The sequence below is a fragment of the Klebsiella sp. BIGb0149 genome (assembly GCF_004362605.1).
GTDB classification, from domain to species: domain Bacteria; phylum Pseudomonadota; class Gammaproteobacteria; order Enterobacterales; family Enterobacteriaceae; genus Klebsiella; species Klebsiella terrigena.
On record NZ_SNYG01000001.1, the window covers coordinates 1,236,034 to 1,252,428 of the forward strand.

Annotated in this window: 16 protein-coding genes; 13 read left to right on the plus strand and 3 right to left on the minus strand. The window is 58.7% G+C overall.

The window, feature by feature from the left end; translation table 11 throughout:
* Nucleotides 1-137: 137 nt before the first annotated feature.
* Nucleotides 138-944, minus strand: a complete 807-nt coding sequence (gene xthA, locus EDF75_RS05915) for an exodeoxyribonuclease III (RefSeq protein ID WP_133597737.1) — start codon at nt 942-944, stop codon at nt 138-140.
* A gap of 446 nt (nt 945-1,390) precedes the next feature.
* Between xthA and astC the strand changes: the two genes are divergently transcribed.
* From astC to spy, 6 genes are all read left to right on the plus strand, one after another.
* Complete coding sequence (gene astC / locus EDF75_RS05920) at nt 1,391-2,611, plus strand: succinylornithine/acetylornithine transaminase (protein WP_133597739.1); 1,221 nt, start codon at nt 1,391-1,393, stop codon at nt 2,609-2,611.
* Entirely contained in the window at nt 2,608-3,639 is a 1,032-nt protein-coding gene (gene astA, locus EDF75_RS05925) for an arginine N-succinyltransferase (protein WP_133597741.1), read from the plus strand. The genes astC and astA overlap by 4 nt, the downstream gene beginning before the upstream one ends.
* A complete protein-coding gene (astD, locus tag EDF75_RS05930) occupies nt 3,639-5,117 on the plus strand; it encodes a succinylglutamate-semialdehyde dehydrogenase (RefSeq protein WP_133597743.1) in 1,479 nt (492 codons plus the stop codon). The genes astA and astD overlap by 1 nt, the downstream gene beginning before the upstream one ends.
* Entirely contained in the window at nt 5,114-6,439 is a 1,326-nt protein-coding gene (gene astB / locus EDF75_RS05935; protein ID WP_133597745.1) for an N-succinylarginine dihydrolase, read from the plus strand. Before astD ends, astB begins: the two co-directional genes overlap by 4 nt.
* Before the next feature lie 10 nt (nt 6,440-6,449).
* Entirely contained in the window at nt 6,450-7,415 is a 966-nt protein-coding gene (gene astE, locus EDF75_RS05940; protein ID WP_133597747.1) for a succinylglutamate desuccinylase, read from the plus strand.
* A gap of 356 nt (nt 7,416-7,771) precedes the next feature.
* Nucleotides 7,772-8,254 (plus strand): ATP-independent periplasmic protein-refolding chaperone Spy, encoded by a 483-nt coding sequence (spy, locus tag EDF75_RS05945; protein ID WP_133597749.1) that lies wholly within the window; start codon nt 7,772-7,774, stop codon nt 8,252-8,254.
* Between the two features lie 82 nt (nt 8,255-8,336).
* Here spy and cho read toward each other — a convergent pair whose 3' ends face one another.
* Both cho and nadE read right to left on the minus strand, forming a co-directional pair.
* Nucleotides 8,337-9,209 (minus strand): excinuclease Cho, encoded by an 873-nt coding sequence (cho, locus tag EDF75_RS05950; protein ID WP_133597751.1) that lies wholly within the window; start codon nt 9,207-9,209, stop codon nt 8,337-8,339.
* A 101-nt stretch (nt 9,210-9,310) separates the two neighbouring features.
* Nucleotides 9,311-10,135: an ammonia-dependent NAD(+) synthetase gene (nadE, locus tag EDF75_RS05955; protein WP_045855467.1), complete on the minus strand. Its 825-nt coding sequence runs from the start codon at nt 10,133-10,135 to the stop codon at nt 9,311-9,313.
* Nucleotides 10,136-10,412: 277 nt separating this feature from the next.
* Here nadE and osmE point away from each other — a divergent pair, with 277 nt between their 5' ends.
* The 7 genes from osmE to chbG all read left to right on the plus strand — a co-directional run bounded on the left by osmE (nt 10,413) and on the right by chbG (nt 16,353).
* Nucleotides 10,413-10,751, plus strand: coding sequence for an osmotically-inducible lipoprotein OsmE (gene osmE / locus EDF75_RS05960; protein ID WP_041145135.1), 339 nt, complete (start codon nt 10,413-10,415; stop codon nt 10,749-10,751).
* Between the two features lie 283 nt (nt 10,752-11,034).
* Complete coding sequence (chbB, locus tag EDF75_RS05965) at nt 11,035-11,355, plus strand: PTS N,N'-diacetylchitobiose transporter subunit IIB (RefSeq protein ID WP_041145136.1); 321 nt, start codon at nt 11,035-11,037, stop codon at nt 11,353-11,355.
* Between the two features lie 167 nt (nt 11,356-11,522).
* Nucleotides 11,523-12,881, plus strand: coding sequence for a PTS N,N'-diacetylchitobiose transporter subunit IIC (gene chbC, locus EDF75_RS05970; protein WP_132510810.1), 1,359 nt, complete (start codon nt 11,523-11,525; stop codon nt 12,879-12,881).
* 52 nt (nt 12,882-12,933) lie between these two features.
* Entirely contained in the window at nt 12,934-13,281 is a 348-nt protein-coding gene (chbA, locus tag EDF75_RS05975) for a PTS N,N'-diacetylchitobiose transporter subunit IIA (protein ID WP_041145138.1), read from the plus strand.
* 12 nt (nt 13,282-13,293) lie between these two features.
* On the plus strand, nt 13,294-14,133 hold the full coding sequence (gene chbR / locus EDF75_RS05980; RefSeq protein ID WP_259274773.1) for a transcriptional regulator ChbR: 840 nt from the start codon (nt 13,294-13,296) through the stop codon (nt 14,131-14,133).
* A 102-nt stretch (nt 14,134-14,235) separates the two neighbouring features.
* Nucleotides 14,236-15,582 carry a 6-phospho-beta-glucosidase gene (locus EDF75_RS05985; RefSeq protein WP_133597755.1) on the plus strand — a complete coding sequence of 449 codons (1,347 nt, stop codon included), beginning with the start codon at nt 14,236-14,238 and terminating at the stop codon, nt 15,580-15,582.
* Between the two features lie 12 nt (nt 15,583-15,594).
* A complete protein-coding gene (chbG, locus tag EDF75_RS05990) occupies nt 15,595-16,353 on the plus strand; it encodes a chitin disaccharide deacetylase (protein WP_133597757.1) in 759 nt (252 codons plus the stop codon).
* Nucleotides 16,354-16,395: the final 42 nt, after the last annotated feature.

Consider the following 16,395-nt stretch of genomic DNA (forward strand, 5'->3'; position numbering starts at 1 on the left):
GTTCTCGGGAAATAACGGTGCGCGCGACAGTATAGTAAATCGCGCAGCGCAACAACGGATTACCGCCGCTTTGTTGATTTTGCTCAGGATAATCTGACTCTCCGCCCGGCAGAGGGCGGAGAGTCAGGTCAGCGGGGTTACGGCTTAAAGGTGGCCCACACCGGCGCGTGATCGGAGGGTTTTTCCATCGCGCGAATTTCGTAATCAATGCCGGTTTCGACGCAGCGCTGCGCCAGCGGGGTGCTGGCCAGCAGCAGATCGATACGCAGGCCGCGATTGTCGTCGAAGCCTTTAGAGCGGTAGTCGAACCATGAGAACTGCTCGTTGTTTTCCGGGTTGGCGTGGCGCCAGGTATCGACCAGGCCCCAGCCCAGCAGGCGCGCCATCCACTCGCGCTCCTCCGGCAGGAACGAACATTTACCGGTGCGCAGCCAGCGCTTGCGGCTCTCTTCGCCGATGCCGATATCGAGGTCCGTCGGGCTGATGTTCATATCGCCCATAATCAGCACCGGATTGTCCTTTTTCAGCTCGTTATCGAGGTAGTCCTGCAGGTTCTGGTAAAAAGCCGCCTTGGCGGGGAATTTTGTCGGATGATCGCGGCTTTCGCCCTGCGGGAAGTAGCCGTTTATCACCGTCACGTTGCCGGACGCGCTGGGGATTTCCGCCATGATAATGCGGCGCTGGGCCTCTTCATCGTCGCCCGGGAAGCCGCGACGGACGCTAACCGGCGTCTCTTTGGTCAGCAGGGCGACGCCGTAGTGGCCTTTCTGCCCGTGGTAGAACACGTTGTAGCCGAGCTTTGCCACCTCTTCGAGAGGGAACATGTCGTCGTGAACTTTGGTTTCCTGCAGGCCAATGACGTCAGGCTGATGCTTGTCGACGATGGCGGCCAGCTGATGCGGGCGCGCACGCAGGCCGTTGATATTAAAAGAGACAAATTTCATAGTCGCTGCCACTGTGCTAGGTGAATAGTGCAGGGATGTTAGCAGAAATTCGGCGGGCTGGCTGCCGGAAGGCATTTTATTGTCCGCCGCGCCGGGCGCAGGGCGGTGAATGGCCAAATCCTGCACCATTCTGGCGCGTCCCGCGCCAAAAAAGGGCGAATATCTACGATAAATTTCGTAGAGGATCACAAATACAGAATTATATCTTACTGATGAATAAACTATCTGTTTTATTCACTGTTCATCGGCCTTTATCGGATTGTTATTCACTATTTATGCATTTAATGTGAATATTTCACTTTTGTAAGCTATTGATATTCCGCGATCTACCTCAGTTTATGCATTTTTTCCTCTGGCTGGCACGATGCGTGCAATCTACATTTACAGCGTAATCACTCATAATATTTAACATTATTCATACTTTTTATTTACCGGAAGAGGTCGATATGTCTCAGTCAATTACGCGCAGCAACTTTGATCAATGGATGATGCCGGTTTACGCGCCGGCGGCGTTTATTCCGGTACGCGGTGAGGGCTCACGCCTGTGGGATCAGCAGGGGAAAGAGTATATCGATTTTGCCGGCGGCATCGCGGTGAACGCGCTGGGGCACGCGCACCCTCGGCTGGTTAACGCGCTGACGGAGCAGGCCGGGAAGTTCTGGCATACCGGCAACGGCTACACCAACGAGCCGGCGCTGCGGCTGGCGAAACAGCTTATTGACGCCACCTTTGCCGATCGGGTCTTTTTCTGCAACTCTGGCGCTGAGGCCAACGAAGCAGCGCTGAAGCTGGCGCGCAAATACGCTCACGACCGCTACGGCAGCCAGAAAAGCGGCATCGTGGCATTCAAAAATGCGTTCCACGGGCGGACGCTGTTTACCGTTTCTGCCGGCGGCCAGCCGGCCTATTCCGCAGACTTTGCGCCGCTGCCCCCGCAGATCCAGCACGCGGTCTATAACGACCTGGACTCCGCCCGGGCGCTGATTGACGACGATACCTGCGCGGTCATCGTCGAGCCGATGCAGGGCGAAGGCGGCGTGGTGCCGGCGGACCCGGCATTCCTGCGCGGCCTGCGCGAGCTGTGCGACGCCCACAATGCGCTGCTGATTTTCGATGAGGTGCAAACCGGCGTCGGGCGCACCGGCGAACTCTATGCCTACATGCACTACGGCGTGACGCCGGACGTGCTGTCGACCGCCAAGGCGCTGGGCGGCGGCTTCCCGATTGGCGCGCTGCTGGCCAGCGAAGAGTGCGCCAGCGTGATGACCGTGGGTACTCACGGCACGACCTACGGCGGCAATCCGCTGGCCTGCGCGGTCGCCGGCGAGGTGCTGTCGATTATCAATACGCCGGCGGTTCTGAACGGCGTTAAGCAGCGCCACCAGTGGTTCAGCGAGCGGCTGGAGGCGATTAACGCCCGCTATGGCCTGTTCAAAGAGACCCGCGGCCTCGGGCTGCTGATTGGCTGCGTGCTGAAGGATGAGTACGCCGGTAAGGCCAAAGCTATCAGCACCCAGGCGGCGGAAGATGGGCTGATGATCCTGATTGCCGGCGCGAACGTGGTGCGCTTCGCGCCGGCGCTAATAGTGAGTGAGGAAGAGGTGAACGCCGGTCTGGATCGCTTTGAGCTGGCCTGCCGCCACTTCCTCGCGGGAGCGTCATCATGATGGTTATCCGTCCGGTGGAACAGGGCGATCTGGCGGGGCTGCTGACGCTGGCGGGTGAAACCGGCGGCGGCCTGACCTCGCTGCCGGCCGACGCAGCGACGCTGGCGGCGCGGATCGATCGCTCGCAAAAGACCTGGCGCGGCGAGCTGCCGAAAAGCGAGCAGGGCTACGTTTTCGTCCTTGAAGATACGGCCAGCGGCGCGGTGGTGGGCATCTGCGCGGTCGAGGTGGCGGTGGGGCTGAACGATCCCTGGTACAACTACCGCGTCGGCACCCAGGTTCACGCCTCGAAAGAGCTGAACGTCTACAACGCGCTGCCGACCCTGTTTCTCAGCAATGACCACACCGGCAGCAGCGAGCTGTGCACGCTGTTTCTCGACCCGGCGTGGCGCAAAGAGGGCAACGGCTACCTGCTGTCGAAATCGCGCTTTATGTTTATGGCCGCCTTCCGCGAGCGCTTTAATGAAAAAGTGGTGGCCGAGATGCGCGGCGTCATCGACGACAGCGGCTACTCGCCGTTCTGGGAGAGCCTGGGCAAGCGCTTCTTTGCGATGGAGTTTTCCCGCGCTGACTATCTGTGCGGCACCGGGCAGAAGGCGTTTATCGCCGCGCTGATGCCGAAGCATCCGCTCTATATCGACTTTTTATCCGATGAAGCGCGGGCGGTCATTGGTGAAGTGCATCCGCAAACCGCCCCTGCGCGGGCGGTGCTGGAGAAGGAGGGTTTCCGCTACCGCAACTATGTCGATATTTTCGACGGCGGCCCAACCCTGGAGTGCGATATCGACCGGGTGCGGGCGATTCGCAAAAGCCGGCTGGTCGCCGTGGCGGAAGGACAGCCGGCGCCGGGCGATTGGCCGCTGTGCCTGGTCGCCAACGAGCAGTATCAGCAGTTTCGCGCGATGCTGGTGCAGGCCGACCCCGATACCGACCGTCTGCTGCTGAGCGCCCGCGAGCTGGATGCCCTCAAATGCCACCCCGGCGACCGTATCCGCATGGTGCGCCTGATCCCCGAGGAGAAAAAGTGATGAGTCTATGGATTAACGGCGACTGGCAAACCGGGCGCGGCCCGGCCCGCAGTAAAAGCAACCCGGTGAGCGCAGAGCCGCTGTGGCAGGGTAACGACGCTGACGCCGGGCAGGTTGCGCAGGCGGTTGAGGCCGCCCGGCGCGCGTTTCCGGCGTGGGCCAAAGCGCCGCTTCGCGTGCGCCAGGCGATCGTCGAAAAGTTTGCCGCCCTGCTGGAGGCCAACAAAGCGCCGCTGACGGCCATCATTGCCGCCGAAACCGGCAAGCCGCGCTGGGAGGCGGCGACGGAAGTTGGCGCGATGATCAATAAAATTGCCATTTCGCTCAAGGCCTACCACAGCCGTACCGGCGAGGCGCACACCGCCATGGGCGACGGGTCGGCGACGCTGCGCCATCGGCCGCACGGCGTGCTGGCGGTATTCGGTCCGTACAATTTCCCCGGCCATCTGCCAAACGGCCATATCGTACCGGCGCTGCTGGCGGGGAATACGGTAGTGTTTAAACCGAGCGAGCTGACGCCGCAGAGCGGCGAGGCGGTGGTGAAGCTGTGGGCCGAAGCGGGCCTGCCACCGGGCGTGCTGAACCTGCTGCAGGGCGGGCGCGAAACCGGCGAGGCGCTGAGCGGCCAGTCCGATATTGACGGGCTGCTGTTCACCGGCAGCTCCGCTACCGGCTTTCAGCTGCATCGCCAGCTGGCCGGACAGCCGGAGAAGATCCTCGCGCTCGAAATGGGCGGCAACAACCCGCTGATCGTTGACGAGCCGCAGGATATTGATGCCGCCGTGCATTTGACCATCCAGTCGGCCTTTATTACCGCCGGGCAGCGCTGCACCTGCGCTCGCCGTCTGCTGGTGAAGCGCGGCGAGGCCGGAGATGCGTTCCTGGCGCGATTGGTGGCCGTCGCGCAGCGGCTTATTCCCGGCGCGTGGGACGCGGAGCCCCAGCCGTTCCTCGGCGGTTTAATCTCCCCGCAGGCGGCGCAGAAGGTCCATCAGGCCTGGCTGCAGCACGTCGCCAGCGGCGGCAAAACGCTGCTGGAGCCGCGGCTGCTGGAGGCTGGAACCTCGCTGCTGACCCCGGGGATCGTCGAGCTAACCGACGTTGCCGGGGTGAAAGACGAAGAGGTCTTCGGTCCGCTGCTGTGCGTCTGGCGCTATGACGAATTTGAGCAGGCGATCGCGCTGGCCAACGCCACGCGTTTTGGGCTCTCGTGCGGGCTGATTTCTGCCGAGCGCGAGAAGTTTGACCAGCTGCTGCTGGAGGCGCGGGCCGGGATCGTAAACTGGAACAAACCGCTGACCGGCGCCGCCAGCACCGCACCCTTTGGCGGCATCGGCGCGTCGGGCAACCATCGTCCCGGAGCCTGGTACGCGGCGGATTATTGCGCCTGGCCGATGGCAAGCCTGGAGTCGCCGGAGCTGACGCTGCCGGAAACCCTCAGCCCGGGCCTCGACTTCCGGCAAGGATCGGCCCGATGAACGCGTGGGAAGTGAATTTTGACGGGCTCCCCGGCCTGACGCACCACTACGCCGGGCTCTCCTTTGGCAACGAGGCTTCGACGAAGCACCGCTATCGGGTATCGAACCCGCAGCTGGCGGCGAAGCAGGGACTAAAAAAAATGAAGGCGCTGGCGGACGCGGGCTATCAGCAGGCGGTGATCCCGCCGCAGGAGCGGCCGAACGTCGCGCTTTTGCGTCAGCTTGGTTTTACCGGCAGCGATGCGCAGGTGGTGGAGCGTGCCGCGCGGCAGGCGCCGGATCTGCTGTCGGCGGCCAGCTCCGCTTCTTCAATGTGGGTGGCCAACGCCGCGACGGTGTCGCCTTCTGCCGATTCGCTGGATGGCAGAGTGCATCTGACCGTCGCCAACCTGAACGACAAATTCCACCGCGCCAGCGAGGCGCCGACCACCGAGGCGCTATTGCGCGCCATTTTCCCGGACGAAGGGCGGTTTGCCGTGCATCCGGCGCTTCCGCAGGTGGCGCTGTTTGGCGACGAAGGCGCGGCGAACCATAACCGCCTCGGCGGCGAGTACGGGGCGCCCGGTCTGCAGCTGTTTGTCTATGGTCGCGAGCTGGGAGGTGACGCTCTGCCCGCGCGCTATCCGGCGCGCCAGGCGCTGGAGGCCAGCCAGGCCGTCGCGCGGCTCAATCAGGTTAACCCCCGGCAGATCGTCTTCGCCCGGCAGAACCCGGCGGTTATCGATAAAGGCGTTTTTCATAACGATGTCATTGCGGTGAGCAATCAGCAGGTGCTGTTTTGTCATGAGGAAGCGTTTGTCGATCAGCCGCAGCTGCTGCACCGGCTGGCCGGACTGGTGGCCGGATTTACGCCGGTGGTGGTGCCGACCAGCGCGGTGACGGTTGAAGAGGCGGTAGCGACCTACCTGTTTAACAGCCAGCTGCTGAGCAAACCCGGCGGCGCGATGCGGCTTATTTTGCCCCAGGAGGCGCAGGAGCACGCCGGAGTCTGGCGCTATCTGAACCGGCTGCTGGAGCAGGACAACCCCATCGATGAGCTGCAGGTCTACGATCTGCGCGAGAGCATGGCCAACGGCGGCGGCCCGGCCTGCCTGCGCCTGCGGGTGGTGCTAACGGAAGAGGAGCTGCGGGCGGTTAATCCGGCGGTGCTGATGAACGATCGCCTGTTCATCGCGCTCAACGATTGGGTCGAACGTTACTACCGCGATCGTCTGACGCAGGCGGATCTGGCGGACCCGCAGCTGCTGAGCGAAGGACGCGAGGCCCTTGACCGGCTGACGCAGATTATGCAGCTCGGTTCCGTTTACCCGTTCCAGCAATAGAGGTGGCGCAGTGGACGACTTTCTGACATTAACCCTCGCGGGGCGTTTGCCCCATCATTTTCACGGCGAAACGGCGCACTTCCGCTGGCACTGGCTGGACCACGGCGTGCTTCAGCTCACGCCGCACGCGCGCTGCGAGCGCGCGCTGGTGCTCTCTTCCGGGCTTCACGGTAATGAAACCGCGCCGGTAGAGATGACCGACATCCTGCTGCGGCAGCTGTTCAGCGGCGAGCTGCCGCTGCGCTGGCGGCTGCTGGTGGTGTTGGGCAATCCTCCGGCGCTGCGGGCCGACAGGCGCTATCTCGATAGCGACATCAACCGCATGTTTAGCGGACGCTGGCAGAGCTTCCCCGCCAGCGATGAAACGAGGCGGGCGCGGCGGCTGGAAACGGTGCTGACTCGGTTTTATGCCGACGCCGGCGGCGCGCGCTGGCATCTCGATCTGCATACCGCGATCCGCGGATCGCATCACCTCCGCTTTGGGGTGCTTCCGGCGCGACCGGCGCCGTGGGATGACGCCTTCCTTAGCTGGCTGGGCGCGGCGGGGCTGGAGGCACTGGTCTTTCATCAGCAGCCGGCAGGCACCTTTACCCACTTCAGCAGCGACCGCTTTGCGGCGCTCGCCTGCACCCTTGAGCTGGGCAAGGCGCTGCCGTTTGGCGCGAACGATCTGACGCAATTTGCCGTTACCCAGCGCGCGCTGATGCGTTTACTGGTCGGCGACCTGGCGGTAGAAGAGGGGCACGAAGCGCTGCGCTATCGGGTGGTACAGCAGATCACCCGCGCCAGCGAACGTTTTCAGCTGCATATGCCGGCGCAGACGCTTAACTTTACGCCGTTTAGCGCCGGGACGCTGCTGGCGGAGGACGGTGAGACCCGTTACGTGGTGGAAAAGGCCGAGGAGTACGTGCTGTTCCCGAACCCTTCGGTCGCGCTGGGCCTGCGCGCCGGGCTGATGCTGGAGCGGCTGCCCTGAACATAAATACGCCCGCTGCCTGATCGCGGCGGCGTAAATTTTCACTGCCGGTCGTCTTGTATAGTCTTATTTTTTCGTGCGCTGACGTTTGATTGCAGATTATTCCTGGCTAACCGCTTTGTTTTTAATCTCCGCTGCTTTATAATCTCCATGATTTCTTTATAAAACAGCTTCTTAATTATTTTTCGTTGCAATTCTCTCCTCATTTTCCTTATTTTCTCCACAATTGGTGAGAAAATGTTTTTTACACTTTCATTGTTTTACGCTTGCTCTGACTAATTGACGATAAACGCCGTAAAGTTTATCTCGTCAACACGGCACCAGGCCGTGAGAATAACTTAAAGTAAGGACTGAATATGAAGAAGATTACTGCTCTGTTTGTTGCCTCTACTCTGGCCCTGGGTGCCGCTAACCTTGCTCACGCTGCGGATACCACCGCCGCCCCGAGCGACAGCAAACCCATGATGCACCATAAGGGAATGCACGGCGGCCCGCACGAAATGATGTTTAAAGGCCTGAACCTGACCGATGCGCAGAAACAGCAGATCCGCGACATCATGAAGAGCCAGCGCGAAAATATGAAACGTCCGTCTCTCGACGAGCGCCGCGCGATGCATGAGCTGATTGCCAGCGATACCTTCGATAAGGCGAAAGCGGAAGCGCAAATCGACAAGATGGAAGCGCAGCATAAAGATATGGCACTCTCTCGTATCGAAACCCAGAACAAGATTTACAACATTCTGACGCCGGAACAGAAAAAACAGTTCAATGCTAATTTTGAGAAGCATCTGACAGATCGTAAAGCGCCGGAAGGTAAAATGCCTCCATCTGCTGAGTAATTCAGCCCGCGGAATGAAGACCGCCGGTTCTGCCCAACATACGCCGTCAGGCTTTGGGCAGGACCGGCGGTTTTTTCGTTTGTCAGGGCGCCGGCTGAAGCGGGTGGAGCGTAAAATCGCCGCGCAGCAGCGGCTTGCAGAGAATTTTGTAGCCGTCATGATCGAAGCCCGCCGGCAGCTGCGTCAGCGCTTGCGCCTGCGCTAGCGTCTCGACCGCCCCCAGCCACAGCCAGTTATGAATCACATGATAGCGGGTCATATCGGGCCCTTTCTCTTCCAGCGCAACCGGGCCCGGCCAGGGCCAGCATACCAGCCGCATCTGCGCCATACTGGCTTGCAGCCGCGCGTTGTGGGCTTCTACGCTCTCTTTACCGCAGCAGGCGCCGGCGCATCGCCCGAGCGCGGAACGAAAGCAGGCCCGGCCGCGGCTGAGCGGTTCCAGCCCCAGCAGCCCGTAGCACAGCCGGTGTTCATCGGCGAGGCTGGTCAGCGCCTGCAGGGCCGCGCGGCGGTTGGCGAACAGGCCGTACAGATGCTCCTGGCGGGAAAAGTCCAGCTCGCGGGCATACGCCACCTGCGGGCGGGCGTCGCTCAGCAGCAGCGAGCAGAGCTGTTTCGTGCGCCGTAACCGCTTGTTGAACAGCGGCTGCTGCTGCTTAATCAGCTGCGCTTCGAGCAGCAGCGCACCGAGCTCGCCCGCGGTACGATGCCAGCTAATGCGCCGCGCCTGGCGCAGCATGGCGGCTTCGTCCGGGGTGCGCAGATGCGACAGCACCCGGCTGCGAATGTTGACGCTTTTACCGATATAGAGCGGCAGGGTGTCGCTTTCGCCGTGAAACAGATAGACGCCCGGCAGGCTGGGCAGAGACGCCAGCCAGGGACGCAGATGTTCGGGATATGCATAAATTGCCGCCGCTTCAAACTCCAGACGCGGGGCGGATTGCCTTCTGACCACAGTGGCTCCTGATGCTGTTTATTTAACCAGTATAGCAGCCAGGGGAGAGGGCGAAAAGTGCAAAAAATAGCCCCGGCCGGCGCCGGGGCGATAGGGAAGGACTATCTCTTCCAGAAGTCGTCGAAGACGGTAATCGGTGTCCGGCGCTTGTGTTCCGTTTTCAGGTACCAGCCTTCGATAATTTTGGCCGTCTTCTCGTCGAGGGTTTTTCCTTCCAGATAGTCGTCGATATTATCGTAGGTGACGCCCAGAGCGGCTTCATCCGGCAGGGATGGGCGATCGTCTTCCAGATCGGCGGTCGGCAGCTTCTTGTACAGATGCTCCGGACAGCCCAGCCGCGCCAGCAGCTGTTTACCCTGACGCTTGTTGAGGCGGAAAATCGGGTTGATATCGGTGCCGCCGTCGCCGTATTTGGTAAAGAATCCGGTGATCGCTTCCGCCGCATGGTCGGTGCCGACCACCACGCCGTGGGTCATGCCGGCGATGCTGTACTGCGCCTTCATGCGCTCGCGCGCTTTTTCATTGCCGCGAACAAAGTCGCTGAGCTCAATCCCGGCTTCCCGCAGCGCCTGTTCGCTGGCCAGCACCGCGCCCTTAATATTGACCGTCAGCACGCGATCCGGCTGAATGAAGGCGATGGCATCCTGGCAATCCTGCTCATCCGCCTGCACGCCGTAAGGCAGGCGCACGGCGATAAACTGGCGGCTGTCGTCACCCTCTGCCCGCAGCTCATTAATAGCCTGCTGGCACAGTTTACCGGTCAGGGTTGAATCCTGGCCGCCGCTGATGCCGAGAACCAGCGCCTTAATAAAGGGATAGGTCTGCAAATAGGACTTCAAAAAATCTACGCTGCGGCGGATCTCGCCGTCTGTATCGATCTGGGGACTGGCACCCAGAGCCTGAATAATTTCTTGTTGTAGCGTCATCGCGCCCTCCGGAAAGTGAATCTGTTTGGCAACCAGCATGGCTTAAAGCTACCTCTTTGCCGTTGAAACGACAAGGATCGACGTTTTGAGTGCTGCAAAAGAAGGCAATCAATGACATACGATTTTTTTATGGTATGTGCGGCGGCCCGCTGGCGGCACGCTGCGGCGGGCTAATCCGGCATATCGCACCGAAATTTCGCTTAAATCGACCTTCGGCTTGAAAAATAACGATATTTATTCCAGGCTTATTCACACGCCAAATAAAAGAGGACGGAATATGAATAAGAATTTAGCAGGACTTATGGGCGCAGCGGCAGTACTGACCATGCTGGCTGGTTGTACAGCCTACGATCGGACTGCAGACCAGTTCACACAGCCGGTTGTTAAAGATGTCAAAAAAGGGATGTCGCGCTCCCAGGTACTGCAGGTGGCGGGCAAACCGTCATCTGAAGTGACGATGATCCACGCCCGCGGCACCTGCCAGACCTACATCCTGGGTCAACGGGATGGTAAAATGGAAACCTACTTTGTCGCTCTTGACGAGACCGGTCACGTGATGAACTCCGGCTACCAGACCTGCTCGGAGTACGATACGGACCCGCGCAACAGCAAGTAGTACGTGATACTGAGCTCTACGAATGCCCGACCCCTGGCCGGGCTTTTTTATGCGTGCGGATGCTTATTTAATTGCGCGAATTATTTGAGGGAAATGTGAAGGTAGTCAAAACGCGAGGTCAATGAGAGACAATTTTGTTTAACCAGGAATTATCCAGGTGCCGGGGGATGCCGTATACTCAATGCATAAACAATATCAATTGAACAGTGACAGGCCTTACCCGGTTCTTCGGCATAATATTCTGCCAGGAGGCCGCCAGGTTCTACAAATTGAGGAAGCGTTCATGGAAAAGAAACATATCTATCTGTTCTGCTCGGCTGGAATGTCCACTTCGCTGCTGGTATCCAAAATGCGTGCCCAGGCTGAAAAATATGAGGTGCCGGTCATTATTGAAGCATTTCCTGAGACCCTCGCCGGGGAGAAGGGGCCGGAAGCCGACGTGATTTTGTTAGGCCCACAGATTGCATATATGCTTCCCGAGATTCAGCGGCTGCTGTCCAATAAGCCGGTGGAAGTGATCGACTCTGCGCTGTACGGCAAGGTTGATGGTTTAGGTGTACTGAAAGCGGCCGTTGCGGCCATTAAGAAAGCTGCTGCACAATAATTTAATTTTAAAACTCATCTTTCGGGCAACGGGTAAAGTCAATTTCGCTTTCACGAAATATGTACGCTGCCGGCTGCCCGAATATTAAAGAGTTTATTTTCCCGTCAAAGAGTAATTTCATCATTATGCCGTAATCGCACTATTACGGCTTTTAAAGGGTATTGACTATGAGTAAAGTGATTGACTCGCTTGAAAAGGTACTCCTTCCTTTTGCTGTTAAAATAGGAAAGCAACCGCATATTAATGCGATTAAAAACGGCTTTATTAAATTAATGCCGCTGACCCTCGCCGGGGCCATGTTCGTATTAATTAACAACGTATTTCTTAGCTTTGGTGAAGGCTCTTTCTTCTATTCAATGGGGATCCGCCTGGATGCTTCAACCATTGAAACCTTAAACAGCTTTAAGGCCATCGGCGGCAACGTTTATAACGGTACGCTCGGCATTATGTCGCTGATGGCGCCGTTCTTCATCGGCGCGGCGCTGGCGGAAGAGCGCAAGGTTGACCCGATGGCCGCCGGGCTGTTAGCCGTCGCGGCATTTATGACCGTCACCCCCTATAGCGTCGGCGACGCCTACGCCGTGGGCGCCAACTGGCTGGGCGGGCAAAACATTATATCGGGGATGATCATTGGTCTGGTGGTGGCGGAACTGTTCACCTTCGTTATTCGCCGCAACTGGGTCATTACGCTGCCGGACAGCGTGCCGTCATCAGTATCGCGTTCGTTCTCGGCGCTGATCCCGGGCTTTCTGATCCTGTCGATCTTCGGCATCGTCTCCTGGCTGCTGGCCTCGTATGGCAGCAACTTCCACCAGATTATTATGGACTCCATCTCCACGCCGCTGGCGGCGATGGGCAGCGTTGTCGGCTGGGCGTACGTTATTTTCAACTCCCTGCTGTGGTTCTTTGGCGTACACGGTTCGCTGGCGCTGACCGCGCTGGATAACGGCATCATGACCCCGTGGGCGTTGGAAAACATTGCGCTGTATAACCAGTATGGCTCCGTTGAAGCGGCTATCGAAGCGGGCAAACAGTTCCACTTCTGGGCCAAGCCGATGCTCGACTCCTACATCCTGCTGGGCGGCTCCGGCGCGACTCTGGGCCTGATTATCGCCATCTTTATCGGCTCACGCCGCGCTGACCATCGTCAGGTTGCTAAGCTGGCGCTGCCGTCAGGCATCTTCCAGATTAACGAACCGATCCTGTTCGGCCTGCCGATTATCATGAACCCGGTGATGTTTATCCCGTTCGTACTGGTGCAGCCAATTCTGGCGGCCATCACCCTGGCGGCCTACAGCATGGGGATTATTCCGCCGGTGACCAACCTGGCTCCGTGGACCATGCCGACCGGCCTCGGCGCCTTCTTTAACAGTAACGGCAGCGTCGCTGCTCTGCTCGTGGCGCTGTTCAACCTGGGTGTCTCGACCCTGGTCTACCTGCCGTTTGTCGCGATTTCTAACAAAGCGCAAAGCACCATCGAGCAGGAAGAGAGCGAAGAAGATATCGCTAACGCACTGAAATTCTGATGTCGAGCGGTACGGGAGGCTTCCCGTACCGCCTGAGAAATGAGGGAATGCTATGTTTGATCTGGACCATATTGAAGCAACAGAGATGCCCGAGAATGACCTCGAAGAGGTGGTGATGGGGCTGATTATCAACTCCGGACAGGCCCGCAGCCTGGCCTATGCCGCGCTGAAGCAGGCGAAACAGGGCGACTTCGCCGCCGCGAAAGCGATGATGGAGCAGTCGCGGATGGCGCTGAGCGAAGCCCACCGCGTACAGACTCAGCTGATTGAGAGCGATGAGGGCGAAGGCAAAATGAAGGTCAGCCTGGTTCTGGTTCATGCGCAGGATCATCTGATGACCTCAATGCTGGCCCGCGAACTGGTTGCCGAATTGATTGAGCTCCATGAGAAGGTACAATAGGCCATCTACACGATGAGGCAGCCAAAGATGATGACCGCAGAAATTAGTACCGCCCGCGAACAGCAGCTCTTCAACGGGAATAATTTTCATGTGGTCATCTACAACAAGACCGAGAGCGTGAGCGGGCTTCACCAGCATGACTATTACGAATACACCATCGTTTTGACCGGGCGCTATTATCAGGAGATTAACGGCAAACGGGTGCTGCTGGAGCGCGGGGATTTTGTCTTCATCCCAATGGGGTCGCACCATCAAAGCTTTTACGAGTTTGGCGCGACGCGCATTCTTAACGTCGGCATCAGCCGCAGTTTCTTTGAGAAACACTATCTGCCGCTGCTGCCGTTTGGTCTGGTTGCTTCTCAGGTCTACGCGGTCAAAAGCACCTTTCTCAGCTACATCGAATCGGTGATTGCTTCGCTGAACTTTCGCGAAACTGAATTTGACGAATTTATTGAGCTGGTCTCGTTTTATACCATTAACCGTTTACGGCACTACCGCGAGGAGCCGGTGCAGGATGTTATTCCGCAGTGGCTAAAAAATACCGTCGAGGATATGCACGATAAACATAAATTTGGCGAAGGGGCGCTGGAACAGATGGTTGAGCTCTCCGGGAAAACTCAGGAATATTTAACCCGGGCGACCCAACGCTATTATGGTAAAACGCCGATGCAGATTATTAATGACATTCGCATCAACTTCGCTAAGAAACAGCTGGAAATTACCAACTACTCGGTAACCGATATTGCTTACGAATCAGGCTACAGCAGCCCCAGTTTGTTTATTAAAACATTCAAAAGGCTGACCTCATTTACGCCAAGCAATTATCGTAAGAAGCTTACCATCCTTAATTAACCGGAGCGGAACCTTCCGCGCTGGAAAATATTCAAGTTAACTCTCCGTATTGATACGGCGAGTGGGCTACGCGCAATTCGTGGCGCCACAAGGGAGAATATGATGAGCCAGAAATTAAAAATCGTTACTATCGGCGGCGGCAGCAGCTATACCCCTGAACTCCTCGAAGGATTTCTCAAGCGTTATCATGAGCTGCCGGTTACGGAGCTGTGGCTGGTGGACGTGGCGGAAGGGCAGGAGAAGCTCGATATTATCCACGCTCTCTGCGAGCGGATGGTGGAAAAAGCCGGCGTTCCGCTGAAAGTCTACAAAACCCTGGATCGCCGCGCGGCGCTGGAAGGCGCGGACTTCGTCACCACTCAGCTGCGCGTTGGCCAGCTGAAGGCGCGTGAGAAAGACGAGCGTATCCCGCTTAGCCACGGCTATCTTGGCCAGGAAACTAACGGCGCCGGCGGCCTGTTTAAAGGCCTGCGCACCATTCCGGTGATTTTTGATATCGTCAAAGACGTGCAGGAGATCTGCCCGGACGCGTGGGTGATTAACTTTACCAACCCGGCGGGAATGGTGACCGAAGCCGTGTATCGCCACACGAACTTCCGGCGCTTTATCGGCGTGTGCAACATTCCGATCGGCATGAAAATGTTTATCACCGACGTGCTGCGCCTGAGCCCGAGCGACGAGCTGAATATCGACCTGTTTGGCCTCAACCACCTCGTGTTTGTCCGCGACGTGCTGGTGAACGGCGTATCGCGCTTTGACGAACTGCTGGACGGCGTCGCCTCCGGCAGCCTGAGCGCCAACTCGGTGAAAAACATCTTCGACTTGCCGTTCAGCGAAGGGCTGATCCGCTCCCTGCGCCTGATTCCGTGCTCCTATCTGCTGTACTACTTCAAGCCAAAAGAGATGCTGGCGATTGAAATGGGCGAGTACTATAAGGGCGGCGCCCGCGCTCAGGTGGTGCAGAAGGTGGAAAAACAGCTCTTCGAGCTGTATAAAAACCCGGATCTGAACGTTAAGCCGAAGGAGCTGGAGCTGCGCGGCGGAGCCTATTACTCCGACGCGGCCTGCGAAGTGATCAACGCTATCTACAACGACAAGCAGACCGAGCACTACGTGAATATCCCGCACCATGGCCACATCGATAATATTCCGGCCGACTGGGCGGTGGAGATGACCTGTACGCTCGGCCGCGACGGGGCGAAGCCGACGCCGCGCATCACCCATTTCGATGAAAAAGTCCAGGGGCTGATTTACACCATCAAGGGCTTTGAAGTGGCGGCGAGCCAGGCGGCGATAAGCGGCGAGCTGAACGATGTTCTGCTGGCGCTTAATCTGAGTCCGCTGATTCACTCCGACCGCGATGCCGAAATGCTGGCGCGTGAAATGATCCTCGCGCATGAAAAGTGGCTGCCCAACTTTGCGGCGACGATTGCGAAACTGAAACAGTAACGGGAGCGGCTGATGGAACGCGTGTTAATCGTTAATGCCGACGATTTTGGCCTCAGCAAGGGGCAGAACTACGGCATTATTGAAGCCTGCAAAAACGGGCTGGTGACCTCCACCACGGCGCTGGTTAACGGCGCGGCGATCGGCCACGCGGCCCAGCTCAGCCGCTGCGTGCCGGAGCTGGGCGTCGGGATGCACTTTGTCCTGACGCTGGGCGAGCCGCTCTCCCCGATGCCGGGCCTCGCCCGCGAAGGGCGCCTGGGGAAGTGGATCTGGCAGATGGCGGAAGAGGGTAGCCTGCCGCTGGATGAGATCGCGCACGAGCTGGAGTGTCAGTATCGCCGGTTTATCACGCTGTTTGGCTGTGAACCGACGCATATCGACAGCCATCACCATGTGCATATGATCGCGCCTGTCTACCCCATCGTGGCGGCGTTTGCCCGCGAGAAGGGCGTGGCGCTGCGTATTGACCGCCAGCTGGCGCAGCGCGACGGCCTGGATCAGGATGCGGCGCGCAGCAGCGAGGGTTTTGCCAGCGAGTTCTACGGGGAGGCGATTTCTGAAGCGCTGCTGCTGCAGATCCTGGATGATTCAATCCGGCGGGAAGAGGCGTCGCTGGAGGTGATGTGCCATCCGGCGTTTATTGACCACGCCATTATGAGCAGCGCCTACTGCCACCCGCGGCTGGCGGAGCTGGAGGTGCTGACCTCCGAGGCGCTGAAATATGCGGTTGCCGAGCGCGGCTATCGTCTCGGTACCTACCGCGACGTCTAAAGAAGGGTTCGTCGGTGATAATGGCCCGGCGGCGGTGACGTC